General features: G+C 51.5%; 11 protein-coding genes. All 11 read right to left on the minus strand.

Going from position 1 to position 13,543, the window contains the following annotated elements:
* Nucleotides 1–94 precede the first annotated feature (94 nt).
* The 11 genes from ABEW34_RS14415 to purM all read right to left on the minus strand — a co-directional run bounded on the left by ABEW34_RS14415 (nucleotide 95) and on the right by purM (nucleotide 13,389).
* Entirely contained in the window at nucleotides 95–1,153 is a 1,059-nt protein-coding gene (locus ABEW34_RS14415) for a DUF3048 domain-containing protein (protein WP_430159880.1), read from the minus strand.
* A 356-nt stretch (nucleotides 1,154–1,509) separates the two neighbouring features.
* Nucleotides 1,510–2,331 carry an alpha/beta hydrolase gene (locus tag ABEW34_RS14420; RefSeq protein ID WP_430159882.1) on the minus strand — a complete coding sequence of 274 codons (822 nt, stop codon included), beginning with the start codon at nucleotides 2,329–2,331 and terminating at the stop codon, nucleotides 1,510–1,512.
* Nucleotides 2,332–2,448: 117 nt separating this feature from the next.
* Nucleotides 2,449–3,030 carry a thioredoxin family protein gene (locus tag ABEW34_RS14425; RefSeq protein ID WP_430159884.1) on the minus strand — a complete coding sequence of 194 codons (582 nt, stop codon included), beginning with the start codon at nucleotides 3,028–3,030 and terminating at the stop codon, nucleotides 2,449–2,451.
* 355 nt (nucleotides 3,031–3,385) lie between these two features.
* On the minus strand, nucleotides 3,386–4,795 hold the full coding sequence (locus tag ABEW34_RS14430; RefSeq protein WP_430159886.1) for a sensor histidine kinase: 1,410 nt from the start codon (nucleotides 4,793–4,795) through the stop codon (nucleotides 3,386–3,388).
* Nucleotides 4,792–5,553, minus strand: a complete 762-nt coding sequence (locus ABEW34_RS14435) for a response regulator transcription factor (protein ID WP_430159939.1) — start codon at nucleotides 5,551–5,553, stop codon at nucleotides 4,792–4,794. The genes ABEW34_RS14430 and ABEW34_RS14435 overlap by 4 nt, the downstream gene beginning before the upstream one ends.
* A 20-nt stretch (nucleotides 5,554–5,573) precedes the next feature.
* Nucleotides 5,574–6,992: an FG-GAP repeat domain-containing protein gene (locus ABEW34_RS14440; protein WP_430159888.1), complete on the minus strand. Its 1,419-nt coding sequence runs from the start codon at nucleotides 6,990–6,992 to the stop codon at nucleotides 5,574–5,576.
* Between the two features lie 44 nt (nucleotides 6,993–7,036).
* On the minus strand, nucleotides 7,037–8,143 hold the full coding sequence (locus tag ABEW34_RS14445; protein WP_430159890.1) for a polysaccharide deacetylase family protein: 1,107 nt from the start codon (nucleotides 8,141–8,143) through the stop codon (nucleotides 7,037–7,039).
* Nucleotides 8,144–8,820: 677 nt separating this feature from the next.
* The gene (purD, locus tag ABEW34_RS14450) at nucleotides 8,821–10,086 is read right to left on the minus strand and encodes a phosphoribosylamine--glycine ligase (protein ID WP_430159892.1); all 1,266 of its coding nucleotides are present in this window, start codon (nucleotides 10,084–10,086) and stop codon (nucleotides 8,821–8,823) included.
* Nucleotides 10,087–10,101: 15 nt separating this feature from the next.
* The gene (gene purH, locus ABEW34_RS14455; protein WP_430159894.1) at nucleotides 10,102–11,652 is read right to left on the minus strand and encodes a bifunctional phosphoribosylaminoimidazolecarboxamide formyltransferase/IMP cyclohydrolase; all 1,551 of its coding nucleotides are present in this window, start codon (nucleotides 11,650–11,652) and stop codon (nucleotides 10,102–10,104) included.
* A gap of 67 nt (nucleotides 11,653–11,719) precedes the next feature.
* The gene (gene purN, locus ABEW34_RS14460) at nucleotides 11,720–12,346 is read right to left on the minus strand and encodes a phosphoribosylglycinamide formyltransferase (RefSeq protein ID WP_430159896.1); all 627 of its coding nucleotides are present in this window, start codon (nucleotides 12,344–12,346) and stop codon (nucleotides 11,720–11,722) included.
* Complete coding sequence (gene purM / locus ABEW34_RS14465; protein WP_046231570.1) at nucleotides 12,346–13,389, minus strand: phosphoribosylformylglycinamidine cyclo-ligase; 1,044 nt, start codon at nucleotides 13,387–13,389, stop codon at nucleotides 12,346–12,348. Before purM ends, purN begins: the two co-directional genes overlap by 1 nt.
* Nucleotides 13,390–13,543: the final 154 nt, after the last annotated feature.

The raw sequence follows: 13,543 nt of genomic DNA on the forward strand, positions 1-13,543 counted from the left end.
CGCCGCCTCGTAAAGAGACAGCGCCTAAGCTTATATTGCCACGGGCACAGAAGCACTCTTCACCTGCTAGAAGTGTTTCCAAACCGTGCTTTTTTTACCCATACATCACATGATCAGCAATCGATTTCGTATTCGGGACAATGTGGAAAAAGGTTTTGCCCGGCACAAGAGCAAGCTCCTTGCCATCCTTCACGATCCGGATCATATTGTCCGGCGCCCGTACCCACGATGCCTCCGTCATCCGCCCCTGCTGGAACAGCATCGCATCTCCGCCCGCCTGCAGATCGACCGCGAGCCGTCCTTCATTGTCCAGCGTCTTATGGCTTGCAGCCAGTACGACCAGATTCGAAGCCGCAAGCTGCTCATTATTGTTGAGGTCAATATGCGCTTCATCGTTGATGGAACGCTTATATAGCTTGCTCGCCTCATCATAGGCATAAGAAACCTTATAATCCTTCAGCGTAAAATGAATCGTAACCGCCGTCGCAGGAGTCGTTGCCTCCGCTGCGCCGTTCTCCGCAAACACGTAGGCAGGCACTGCTGTATCCTGCTTGTAATTTTTCTTCTCCGCTCCGGAACGCAGCTTCTCTAAATCCGAATACAAATTATGCGGCGCCTTGCGCTCCTTGCTGCGCCAGAAATACGCTCCCGCGTTCGAAATTTCATCCAAATACGGCTTCTTCTGCTGCTGCAAAATCGCATAAGCGTCATTGCTGCCGCCTGCATGGGCAAGTACAGCTCCGTAGCTTTCGCCAATATTAATCAAATAAGGGCGGATGCTGCGAATCGGACCAATGGAATCGGTTATCGCATCCGTGCTTTGGAACAGCGCAACGAGCCTCGTAATGCCGCCTTCCGCCAGCACCTCCCACACCACATCGGCATTCGACAAGCCCGATTGCGGACGAGCTGGCTTCAAGTTGTTGATCATGACAGCAATTGGCCGCTCCAATGCTTCTGTCTGCCGACCAACTCCCGTTAATGGCGCTTGATACGGCAGTGATCCCGGTGAGACGCTAGGGCTTGGCAAAGCGCTTGGCTCGGGCGAAGTGGATGGAACCGCTTCCCCTTTACTGCCTCCCCCGCAAGCTGCAAGCAGTACAAGCAGCAGCAGAATGCTGGACGTTAAACCGATTCTTTTTCCCAATTTCATAAATGATACCCGCCTTTATCCGAATGATCCAAGGTGAAACGGCTGTGGCCATCCTTTTGAGGCGCAGCGCGTTTCAATCCGAGAAATATACGCATTTATAAGTTGAAACTTATAAATGCGTATATTTTTATAATTTCAAATCTATCCTCTAGCGTGATAGATAACATGACAATTTACGCAGCAAAAAGCTCGCAAAAGCAGCTTAGCTGCCTTTTCTACCTTTCTACTATACCACAGGATGATAGAAGGAGTAACAAATTAAGCAAAAACAGGACCTGCTCACGCGTGAGTCCCACGTGACAGGTCCTGCCATAAAGCCGGATGCCGCCGTAAGCGGCACTACCTTTTTTCCCAATTTAAATGCTCCAGTGATGCCATTCCTGCTGCTTCTTATCCAGCCCCTCCAGCCATTCCGAGCTGATGCGAATTGCTTCCTCCTGATGCTGGCGGTTGGAATACGTATGCGACGCTTGAAAAATAATTTCCTTGTCGCACAGCCCCTCGCTGCGGGTCCAGAACACCTTCTGATAGAGGAAGCTGTAATCGACGGGAATGAGTTCATCGCTCGTGCCATGGACGAGCAGAACGTCGCCGGAGAAGCGTGTTGCTGCCTGAAACGGCTGATGCTCAAGCAGAGAGTCGAAGAAGACGGGCTTCAGCGTAAAACCGGAATAATCAACGGAGCCGGATTGTACCGCTTCATCATAGCCCTTTCTGCCGACAATTCGGACAATATCATTGAAGGGATAAGCAACTGGCGACCATAGAAGGAGGCGCTTGACCCGTTTATCCTTAACGGCTGTCATAATAGAGACGGCTCCGCCCAGGCTATGTCCAAGCAATACAATCCGGCGCGGGTCGACGCATTCCATGCTCGTGATGTAGTCAAGCGCTGTGCGCGTCTGATTGACCATGCTGTCGAAGCCAAGCGAGCCGTAATCGCCATTGCTCTCGCCGCAGCCGCCATAATCGAAGCGCAGCACATACGAGCCTTGGGCAGCAAGGGCTCGGGCTGCTTTTACGAATAAGCGGTCCACACCGATGCGGCTGCCAACAAAGCCATGGCAAATAATGATCGCCTGCCGTTTGCAGTCGTCGTTCTTCTTCTCATCCGTCGGATAATGCAGCGTAGCTGCCAGCTCCAAGCCTTCATGGCGCAATACCAGGTGCTTCTCCATGTCCAAAACCTCCTGCCGTTTCCATACAGCGTCTTAATTATGTTAATTCCTACCTGAATACTTTGAATTTGTTAAAGTCATAATAGCACCCGCAGATGCTGCTGTCAATCCGTTATTTTATACTAGATCGCAAGCTTCAACCGGCATCCAGTGCTCATCCTGTCCATCCCATTTGACGTTGCAGCCAATCGGATTGGTGTACGGCACCGACACCTCCTTGCCCAGCGTATGCTCGGTAAGCGCACGCTCCAAATCATAAACCGTCACTTTGCTCGAATCCTTAGGCTGGTCAACTCCCCGGCCCGTATAAACCAGCTTGCGCTCTTTATCAAAAACATAAAAATGCGGCGTACGCAGCGCCCCATAAGCTTTGGCAACCTCTTGCGTATCATCGCGCAAATACGTCCAAGGAAACTCCAGCTCTTTCATTCGCTCCACCATATGCTCAAAGGAATCATGCGGCTTCGTAGCAATGCTGTTCGCATTAATGCCGACGAAAGCAACACCCTTTTCCTTGAACTTGATGGCCGTCTTGCGCGTAAGCTCGTCCGATCCAACGACATAAGGACAATGATTACAGGTAAAAAATATGACCAGCGTGTCCGCATCGGCAAAATTATGCAGCGAATAGCTTTTGCCATCCGTCGCCGGAAGCGTAAAATCTGGTGCTTGCTGACCAATCTGAACAGTGAAAGACATTATAATCCCTCCCAGTATGAAATGACCATCCCCTATATTGTACCACAATTAGGCAAAGCTTTTTCTGATGGTCTAACAGCGCTTCGGACATATTAATGAAAAGCAGCAAGTTATTAATCAATTAGGCAGCTTTCGAGGCCGCCAAAAAAGGAGTGAAGCTTATATGCCTGCATGGATTGTATGGCTTACTGATCACTGGCTTTCCGTTATGCTAACGTTTGGTGTCGTCGTTGCTGTCGTCTGGGTATTGTTCAATCGCAATCTGCTGTTTAACAAAAATTAGCCGCCCTCCCGGGCGGCTGATTCCGTACCTTTGCGTATATGCCATATAGGCTTGCGCCAAAATACATTCTGGCTATGTTGCTGGTTTGTCCTGATGGCTGATTGGCAGCTTGATCGTAATTACTGTTCCAGCACCACGCTCGCTGTCTATTTTCATCTCGCCGGCATGCAGCTCGGTAATTTCCTTGCAGATCGCGAGCCCAAGCCCGCTTCCACCCTGCCCTGTATTTGCCTTATAAAACTTCTCCGTCACATGGGGAATGTCCTCGGCCTCGATTCCGCAGCCGGTATCGGCAACGGTCAGCAGCGCAAAGCTATCATCAGGCGTAATGGAGACCGACACGCGAATGGTGCCGCCTGCTGGCGTGAACTTGAATGCATTGTCAATTAAATTAATGATAACCTGCTTCAAGCGGTTCGCATCCGCATACACCATCACCGGCGATTTTCCTAGCGTGACGAGCAGCTTTACACCCGTCTGATCCTGCCGGACACCAAGCTGGGCGGCCGTCTCCTTCACCGGGCTGTTGAGATCCAGCAGCTCCGCATGAAGCTCCATGCTTCCTGCCGACAGCTTGGAGAAATCGAGCAAATCCTCCACAAGCCCCGATAAACGCAGCGTTTCATGGCTAATAATTTGCAGCCCCAGCTTCATTTCCTCATTGTCGGCCGGATCGCCTTCCTTCAGCGTCTCGCTCCAGCCTCTAATGGACGTAAGCGGCGTTCGCAGCTCGTGGGAAATGGAGGAGATAAAATCATTTTTGAGCTTCTCCCGGTGATTCAGCTCTACGACCATCGTATTGAACGTTTCCGCCAGCTGTCCTATTTCATCATTGCTTCGCTTTGTCGCCCGCCTCGTCCAATCGCCATCAGCCATGTACCTCGCTGCACGCGTCAGCTCGCGAATAGGGCGTACAATACGCTGCGCCAGCCATAGGCTTAAGCCAAGGAACAGCAAAATGACCGCCAGCCCGACAAATGCCGTCATGCGCAGCAGCTGGCTTACCATATCGTCCACGGCGCTGATGGAGGCCGAATAACGCAGTAGGGATACAACATGTGTATCGTTCCAGACCGGTATCGTAATCGACGTGACCCGTTCCTTATAATAAGGATCATTGCCCTGCCAAATATCCGTATTCCCGTTCATCGCTGCCTGGACGTCCAGCGTGTTGTAATGTACATCTTCCACCAGCCCGTCAGAGTCCATGCGTACGTTGCCATACACATCAAGCAGCTGAAGCCGTGTATCGCCCTCCACCATATATTGCAGCATGTAATCGGCTTGATCATGCATTTTCAGTGAAGCCATCGTCCGGTTATGTGTGGCAAGGGCAGATACGGCCCGCTGCTTAACCGAGCTTTGTGCGCTGCCATAATAATAGTTGGTAATCAATGTAGCAAAAAGTCCGCCGAGCACGACGACAACGAGCGCAATCAGCAGCAAATAGCTCCACACGATTCTCGTCTTGAGACTGTTCATCCGCTGCTGCCCCTTCTCCAGCGGTAGCCGAAGCCCCATACCGTTTCGATGAAAGCAGGCTCAGAGGAATTGTCTTCGATTTTTTGGCGCACCCGCCTAATGTTTACGTCAACGACCTTAAGGTCGCCCACATAATAACGGCCCCAAACCTCGCTTAAAATATCATCGCGGCTGACGCTTTTGCCTTCCCGCTCCATTAATAGCCGCACCAGCGTCCATTCGGTCGGGGTCAAAATAATTTCCTCATCGTTTTTCCATAGCTTGCGCGCAGATACCGACAGGCGGAACGGCCCTAGTTTCAGCTCGTCATCCGCTTGTGCTGCTTGTGCAGCTTGCGTCATAAGACCAGCCGTTGCCTCTTGGGCTGCCGCCGCCTGAAGCAGCGCAGCATTCGGCTGCATTCTGCGATAGAGCGACTTGATGCGGGCAATCAGCTCGCCTGGGCTGAATGGCTTCTGCACATAATCGTCGGCGCCAAGCTCCAGTCCGTGAATTTTATCCTCTTCCTGCGACTTTGCGGTCAGCATAATGATGCCCATGCTCGGAAATTTGCTGCGCAGCTGCTCGCATACCTCAAAGCCGCTAATCGTCGGCAGCATCACATCAAGCAGCGCAATATCGAACGGACCCTCGGCATCAGCCAAGGCGAGCGCCGTTTCTCCATCGCCTGCTTCCGTCACTTCCATCTCATTGCGTTTTAGATTAATGCGGACAAAGCCGCGAATCGCTTCTTCATCTTCCAGCAGCAAAATACGCATAGGTCCACCCACTTTTTCCATTAGTCCGGCCTCGGTACCAGCAATTCCGGCAGTTGATCCTTATTCAGCTGCATCGCATAAAACAGCTGGCGATCACTGATATCCATCGTTCCTGGAGGAGCAAGCTGCTGTGCAAAAATGTACACCAAGCCCGCATAATTGAACACGACATTGTAAGAGCGGTCTGACTCTTTCCACTCTTCCTGAACGCTGCCCCATTTCGTTAATGGAACCGCATATAATGTGCCAAGCTCGGACTTGTAGCCGGTTTTTTCATTCCAATATTCAAAGGTGACGATGCCATATTCCCGGTGGACTTCCGGGCTTCTCAGCGTATAGTGTCCCTTCCACTGATTCGGAATCGTAAAGCTGATTTGGTAGCTGTTGCTCGTAAACTCTTCCTTGATCGACTTGAAGCCCTTATCCCCATCCCATTGCAGCCACTCGTTCACCCACAGCATCCCGGCATATGGGAGATCTGGATAGCCTGCTGGCTCTTTGGGCCGGGACAGCTCAATAATGCCATCGCCATTAATATCTTCATTTTGCGTCGGCGTTCCCGAAACGAGCGCATTTCCATATTCGCCCTGCTCGGATAACGCAACTGGCCGCAGCTTGCCTTTTTCCCACACATACATAAATGTATACATCGAATGGGCGCCTACCGCAGCTTCCAAAACGATACCCGTATGCCGATCGGAAATTTTGCCAATCAACAGCCGGTCATAGTTAATGACATCATTGCTAAGATCGAGCTGCTGGAGCGCATGAAGCTTGCCCTTTGTCCATTCATATACCGTGAGCTTATAGTTCGGCAGCTGCACTTCCTGATTGGCCCAATCCCCCGTGACAACCGCCAGCTCCAGCTTTCCATCACCGTTCAGATCGCCTGCTTCCGCGTACAAATATGGCAGGGAATCCTCCGGCTCAAGCACAAGCTTGCCTTCCTCATTGCGCACTGGCGTTTGGCTAAGCGAATACAGCTCGACCATATTGGAGCCATCATAGGAGCCGATCCAGCCGACGGCCAAATCAAGCTTGCCATCTTTGTCATAATCGTTTACTTTCATCCAGTCCATGCGCATCGATAAAGGCTGCTGAATCGTATAATAGGGCTTCCAGGTGTTGCCCCGGTAACGGAGCAGCATTAGCTCAGGAGAGCTGTATTCATTGTTGAAAGAAACGAGCGCCTCGTCTATGCCATCGCCATCTACATCGAGCAGTCGCACGGCACCAAGATTGTCATCCCGCATCGGAAGTGCAAGCTGCGCATGAGGCGGCAAAGCTTTCTGCACAGCCTGAACGAGCGCCTGCTTGTCCGAGGCGATAGTAGGCTTTTCAAGCAAATCCGCAGGAGCCGCCGTATAGCGGCAGCCGGTTGCTAATAAACAAAGCAAGGCGGCTGCAAGCAGCGCCCCGCTTATTTTGGATATAAACAATCGCTTAAGCCCCCTTAAACATACGGCCCGAAGGCAGACCGGAATCAAGGCATTTCGTCAATCGTAACAAACGTATAGCCTTTCTTCTGCAAGCTATCAATGACGTCTGGCAGCATGTCTACCGTGTTTTTAATACCTTTGCCTCCAAAAGAATGCATCAATATTATACCACCCGGCTTCGTATGCTCGCTAATGTTCTGCTTCATCACTGCTACAGACGTTCCTGCCCAGTCACGGGTATCCACATTCCAGCTTACCAATTCTCTTCCTTTGTCCTTCATTAGCTGCTTAACGGTGTTATTCACAGCTCCGTACGGTGCGCGAACCAGATTTGGAGTAAAGCCGACAACATCTTTGATCAGCTTATCCGTCGTGGTGATTTCGTCCCATATTTGTTCCTTTGTCAGCTTCGTCAAATCTTTATGATGAGTTGTATGATTGCCGATCTCATGGCCTTCGTCCACGATGCGCTGAAGCACCTCGGGGTCCTTCTTCACTTGAACGCCGACTACGAAAAAGGTTGCTTTAATGCCCTTCTTTTTCAGGATATCCAAAATCTCTGGTGTATAACGGTTATCCGGTCCATCATCAAAGGTTAACGCGACAAGCTTCTGCTCCTTATCCGGCTTGCTCGTTTCCTTCTCTCCTTGCGGAGACGCCGAAGGCGTTGGCGTAGGAGCCGGCTTGCTCGTTGGTGTAGGCGAGCTTGAAGGCTTAGTTGTATATGTACTGGACGTTACGCTCTTTCCCGGTTTCGAGCCTTCACCTTGCGTTTTTCCACCAGTTCCACTGGTTGTACCTGGTGTACCGGAACCAGTCGAAGCACCGGACGCGGCGTCCGTTCCTTTGTGAGGGGAATGGGAATCATCGGTGCTCGCCGGATGGCTTGCCGTGTCCGTACCGCTGCTTGTCCCTTCCGACAACGTCGGATGGTTAATATGGATGGTATCCTCGGATGAAGTGCCCTGCTGGATGTTTGCGCTGCCCTCTTTGCCAGGCATAAGAACCTCCAGGCTCGATGAAGCCTTAGTTCCGCAGCCGCCAAGCCATAAGGCTAGTGCTACAAGCAGAAAGCTTGCAATTGCTAGTTTTCGTTTTGTTCTCTTGCGCGTCTTCATGCTGCTTACTCTAGTTCGTGTGTTATACTTCATCCGATTCACCCTTCTATTCCCTGCTGATAGATTTATCTTATCGCATTCATAGACGCAGTGCGTTACAAATTAGTTACACCATTCGCCCGCATTTGACAGCAAAAGAACCTCCCTATTGCATGCTATAATGAACTGCTAGAATATGGAAAGGAAACGCCTGTGAAAAATAAGACTATCAAACAAGCTTGTATTGGCTGTCCCCATTGCTATCGTAGCAAACAGCACTATACAAGAAAAAATGGAACGACTTCGGCTCTCGTGTTACTAGGGCGTGAATGCAAAAGTAAGCGGTTCAGTTCCTGATTATAGCCACCGTTATACTCTTGGCTTCAGGGGCTGGCCCCTTGAACAAAGTTAGACTTAGCGGACACAGCAGCCGCTATTTCAACCAAATCAAGGGTTATGGCATCGGCTGCGGACTCAGCCACAGCAGTCTCTGCAACAGTTCTTTTACCCACAATGGACTCAGCAATACTCGCATAATGGGATTATATAAGCCATTAAATAGGCAGAGAAAATTGGCCTCGAATAAATGCTAAACAAAGAACAGAAAGCCGACTCCAGTTTGCATACATACCCTAGTAAATCCATGATTGAATAAAAAAAAGCCGCACATAGGCGGCTTCAAGCTTTATAAATTTATTTCATATAGGTATGACTACGTTTGAGAAAAAACCTTAAACTAGCGCTTTCGCCGCAATATCCGTACGGCTCTGCATGCCTTCAAAATGAATAACGCCCACCGCATCATAAGCACGCGCACGCGCTTCTGCAATGTCACGGCCGCGGCCGACAACGCCTAGCACGCGTCCGCCACTTGTTACAATCTGGCCGTCCTTCTCAGCTGTTCCCGCATGGAACACAAGTGCGCCTTGCGCTTCGGCTTTCGCCAGCCCTTCAATGACGCGGCCTTTCGGATATGAAGCCGGATAACCCTCGGAAGCCATAATGACGCAGACCGCCGCTTCATCGCTCCAAGTAATATCAAGCTGCTCCAATCTGCCGTTCAGCGAAGCCAATACGATGTCGACAAGATCGGTTTCCAGACGCGGAAGCACAACCTGTGTTTCCGGATCGCCCATGCGTGCATTAAACTCAATTGTTTTCGGGCCATCCTTCGTAATCATTAGACCGGCGAACAATACGCCGCGGAATGGGCGGCCTTCGCTGACCATCGCTTTCGCCGTTGGAATAATAATGTTCTCGATCGACTCGTCAATAATCGCCTGATCAATATGCGGCAGCGGCGTATACGTGCCCATACCGCCCGTATTCGGGCCTTTATCGCCGTCGAAAATCGGCTTGTGATCCTGTGCCGGAACCATCGCTCGCACCGTCTCGCCATCTACGAAAGCAAGGATGGACATTTCCTGTCCTTCCAAAAACTCCTCAATGACAATTTGGTTGCCCGCATCGCCAAACACTTTATCCAGCATCGCTTCTTTCAGCGCCTGCTGTGCTTCTTCCATCGTGAAGGCTACGGTTACACCCTTGCCTGCTGCAAGTCCGTCTGCCTTAATGACGATAGGCGTCTGCTGTGCCTGCAAATAAGCGGAAGCCGCCTCATATTCCGTAAACGTCTCGTATTTAGCCGTCGGAATATTGTATTTCTTGAGCAAATTTTTCATAAAAATTTTGCTGCCTTCAATTTCCGCTGCCGCTTTATTCGGACCATATACCGGAATTTGATGCGCTTCGAACGCATCAACGATGCCATCCGCCAGCGGATCATCCGGACCGATGAATACGAGATCGATAGCTGCATCTTTAGCGAACTCGACCAGCTCGTCAAATTGATTGACAGCCAGCGGCACGCATTCTGCCAGCTGTGCGATGCCTGCATTGCCCGGCGCACAATAGATGTGACGAACCTTCTCGCTTTTTTTCAGCGCCCATACAATCGCATGCTCGCGGCCGCCGCCGCCTACTACTAAAATTCGCATCTTGTCAGCTCCCTCTTAATGCTTGAAATGACGAACGCCAGTCAGTACCATGGCAATGTTGTTGGCATTTGCTGCGGCAATCGATTCGGCATCTTTAATGGAGCCACCCGTTTGGATAATCGCCGTAATGCCAGCTTTGGCTGCCAGCTCAACCGTATCGCCCATTGGGAAAAAGGCATCCGAAGCCAGTACAGCGCCAGCGGACTGCGCACCAGCCTGCTCGATTGCGATGCGAGCAGCGCCTACGCGGTTCATTTGGCCTGCGCCTACGCCAATCGTCATATTATTTTTCGCCAGCAAAATCGCATTCGATTTCACATGCTTCACGACTTTCCACCCGAACAGCAATTGCTTCAGCTCTTCCTCGGTCGGCTTGCGGTCGGTTACAAATTGCAGGTCTGCTTCCGTCAGGCTGCGAACATCGCTTTCCTGTACGAGCATGCCGCCGTCAACCGTCGTCACGAGCAGCTCGGGCTTGCGGTCAGCCGCAGCAACGGTAAGCTCGCCGAGCTTCATGAGGCGAATGTTTTTCTTTTTCGTCAAAATATCAAGCGCTTCCGGCGTAAAGTCCGGCGCAATAATAATTTCAAGGAAAATTTGGCCCAGCAGCTCAGCTGTGTCTGCGCCGATTACGCGGTTCGCAGCAACGATGCCGCCAAAGATCGAGGTCGGATCAGCCGCATACGCTTTTTGATACGCTTCATGAATGTCAGCGCCTGTGCCTACGCCGCAAGGATTCATATGCTTAACGGCAACAACGGCTGGCTCATCAAATTCCTTCACAATCGCAAGCGCTGCGTTTGCATCATTAATGTTATTGTAGGACAGCTCTTTGCCGTGCAATTGCTCAGCTGTCGTAATGTTGCCTGACGAAGCGAGCGGCTTGCTGTAGAAAGCAGCCTTCTGATGCGGGTTCTCGCCATAACGGAGATCCTGTACTTTTTCATAAGTAACGGTGTAGCTTTCTGGAAGCTCTTCGCCTGTCTGCTTGGACAAATATTCAGCAATCAGCGTATCGTAAGCAGCCGTATGGCGGAATACTTTCGCCGTCAAGCGCTTGCGCGTTTCAAGCGTCGTGTCGCCGCCTGCTTTGACTTCTTCCAGCACAGCCGCGTAATCCGCAGCGTCTACGACAACGGTAACGAATGCATGGTTTTTCGCAGCAGAACGCAGCATCGTTGGACCGCCGATGTCGATGTTTTCAATCGCATCCGCATATTCAACATCCGGCTTCGCAATCGTCTGCTTGAACGGATACAGATTCACGACAACGAGGTCGATGTAGCTGAGGCCCAGCTCTTCCATCACCTTTTGGTGCTCTGCATCGTCGCGTACAGCGAGCAGGCCGCTATGAACAGCAGGGTGCAGCGTTTTGACGCGTCCATCCAAAATTTCCGGGAAACCCGTTACATCGGAAATGCCGATAACCGGAATGCCCTCTTTTTCCAATAAGCTGAATGTTCCGCCTGTCGAAATAATTTCCACGCCTTGGCTTGCCAGCTCACGCGAAAACTCCACAATACCCGTCTTATCGGATACGCTGATTAATGCTCTACGAATAGCCATTCCACAAAGCCCTCCTTTTTGTCTTAACCCTGTTACGTCTAACCGCTTTATCGTTATGAACGCCCAATCACTCAGCTTGCTTGCTCACATCAATCCGCACCAAGCGTCCGTCCAGCTGTACCCGTCCGCCAGCAATTTGCCGCACGACCTGCGGAAGCAGCTGCTGCTCGGCCGCATGGATGCGTACCGCAAGTTCATCCTCCGTCTCGCCGTCCGCAACCCCGACCGCCTGCTGGGCAATAATCGGGCCGCTGTCGAGGCCGCCGTCCACATAATGCACCGTGACGCCCGTCAGCTTCACGCCGTAATCTAGCGCCTGCCCAATAGCATTCATGCCTGGAAACGCTGGCAGCAGCGAAGGATGGATATTGATCATCCGCCCATAGAAAGGCTCCACCAGCACAGGCGTAATGATGCGCATATAGCCTGCAAGTACAATCAGCTCAATGCCACGACGCTCAAGCTCCGCCAAAATCACGCGGTCATGCGCTTCGCGGGACGGATAGTCCTTCGGCTTAAAAACAAATGTTTCTACGCCAGCCTTGCGCGCCCGCTCGATAACCGGAGCAGACGGCTTATCACAAACAAGAAGCTCGATAGTTGCATCGAGCTCCCCCTGCCATGCCGCATCGGCCAAGGCTTGAAAATTGGTGCCTTGACCAGATGCAAATACGGCTATACGCTTCGCTGCCATTACACCGTCGCTCCTGTAAACGTGACGATGCGGCTGCCTTCCGTTACGGTTCCAATGCGGTAAGCTTTCTCGCCAAGCTCATTTGCTACGCGAAGCGCTTCTTCCGCTTCATCAGCCGGTACAACGACTACGAGGCCAATGCCCATATTAAACGTCGTGAACATGTCACGATTCGTAATTGAACCTTTTTCCTGCATGAGGCCAAAAATGTTGTGGATCGGCCAAGAGCCGTATTCCACATTGACGTTCACGCCTTCCGGCAATACGCGCGGAATATTCTCGATGAAGCCGCCGCCTGTAATATGCGCCATGCCTTTCACCTTCACTTGCTCAATCAGCTTAAGCGCCGATTTCACATAAATGCGCGTTGGCTCGATCAATACATCGCCAAGCTTCGCGCCATCAAGCTCTGCCAGCTCCTGATCCAGCGCATAGCCGCTCTCTTCCAGAAGCAATCTGCGAACGAGCGAATAGCCATTGCTGTGAATGCCGCTTGACGCAAGTCCAATTACTGCGTCTCCGGGCGCAATGGTCGTGCCGTCGATGATTTTTTTCTTATCGACAACGCCGACCGTAAAGCCCGCGATATCGTATTCGTCGCCTTGGTACATGCCTGGCATTTCCGCTGTCTCGCCGCCAATTAGTGCGCAGCCTGCCTGTACGCAGCCGTCTGCGATGCCTTTAACGACCGCTTCGATTTTCTCAGGCACGACTTTGCCGCAAGCGAGGTAATCGAGGAAGAACAAAGGCTCAGCGCCTTGTACAATGATGTCGTTGACGCACATGGCAACCGCATCGATACCGATCGTGTCATGCTTGTCCATTGCAAAAGCCAGCTTCAGCTTCGTACCAACACCGTCTGTACCCGATACGAGCACTGGCTCGTCATATTTATCCTTGTTTAGGCCGAACAGGCCGCCAAAGCCGCCAAGATCCGTCAGCACCTCAGGACGGAACGTCTTCTTGACATGCTTCTTCATTCTTTCGACCGCTTCGTTGCCAGCCGCTATATCGACGCCAGCTTTTTTATACGCTTCTGCCACACCGTTCAACCCCTTTATCGTAGCCGCCAAGCAAGCACGCCTGAATCTCAGGCGCACCAGTGGCAGGCAGTACTTTTATTTCCTAATTGCACTAGTACTAGCACCTTAATGGCGGACAAGTACCGCTTCATGCAGCATCCGAGCTATATATCCT

Source organism: Paenibacillus algorifonticola, from assembly GCF_050481745.1.
Taxonomy (GTDB): Bacteria; Bacillota; Bacilli; order Paenibacillales; family Paenibacillaceae; genus Pristimantibacillus; species Pristimantibacillus algorifonticola_A.

What these genes read in the sequence shown, in the direction of transcription:
- ABEW34_RS14415 (WP_430159880.1), bottom strand. Translation starts at nt 1,153, where the DNA reads ATGAAATTGGGAAAAAGAATCGGTTTAACGTCCAGCATTCTGCTGCTG.
- ABEW34_RS14420 (WP_430159882.1), bottom strand. Translation starts at nt 2,331, where the DNA reads ATGGAGAAGCACCTGGTATTGCGCCATGAAGGCTTGGAGCTGGCAGCT.
- ABEW34_RS14425 (WP_430159884.1), bottom strand. Translation starts at nt 3,030, where the DNA reads ATGTCTTTCACTGTTCAGATTGGTCAGCAAGCACCAGATTTTACGCTT.
- ABEW34_RS14430 (WP_430159886.1), bottom strand. Translation starts at nt 4,795, where the DNA reads ATGAACAGTCTCAAGACGAGAATCGTGTGGAGCTATTTGCTGCTGATT.
- ABEW34_RS14435 (WP_430159939.1), bottom strand. Translation starts at nt 5,553, where the DNA reads ATGCGTATTTTGCTGCTGGAAGATGAAGAAGCGATTCGCGGCTTTGTC.
- ABEW34_RS14445 (WP_430159890.1), bottom strand. Translation starts at nt 8,143, where the DNA reads ATGAAGTATAACACACGAACTAGAGTAAGCAGCATGAAGACGCGCAAG.
- purD (WP_430159892.1), bottom strand. Translation starts at nt 10,086, where the DNA reads ATGCGAATTTTAGTAGTAGGCGGCGGCGGCCGCGAGCATGCGATTGTA.
- purH (WP_430159894.1), bottom strand. Translation starts at nt 11,652, where the DNA reads ATGGCTATTCGTAGAGCATTAATCAGCGTATCCGATAAGACGGGTATT.
- purN (WP_430159896.1), bottom strand. Translation starts at nt 12,346, where the DNA reads ATGGCAGCGAAGCGTATAGCCGTATTTGCATCTGGTCAAGGCACCAAT.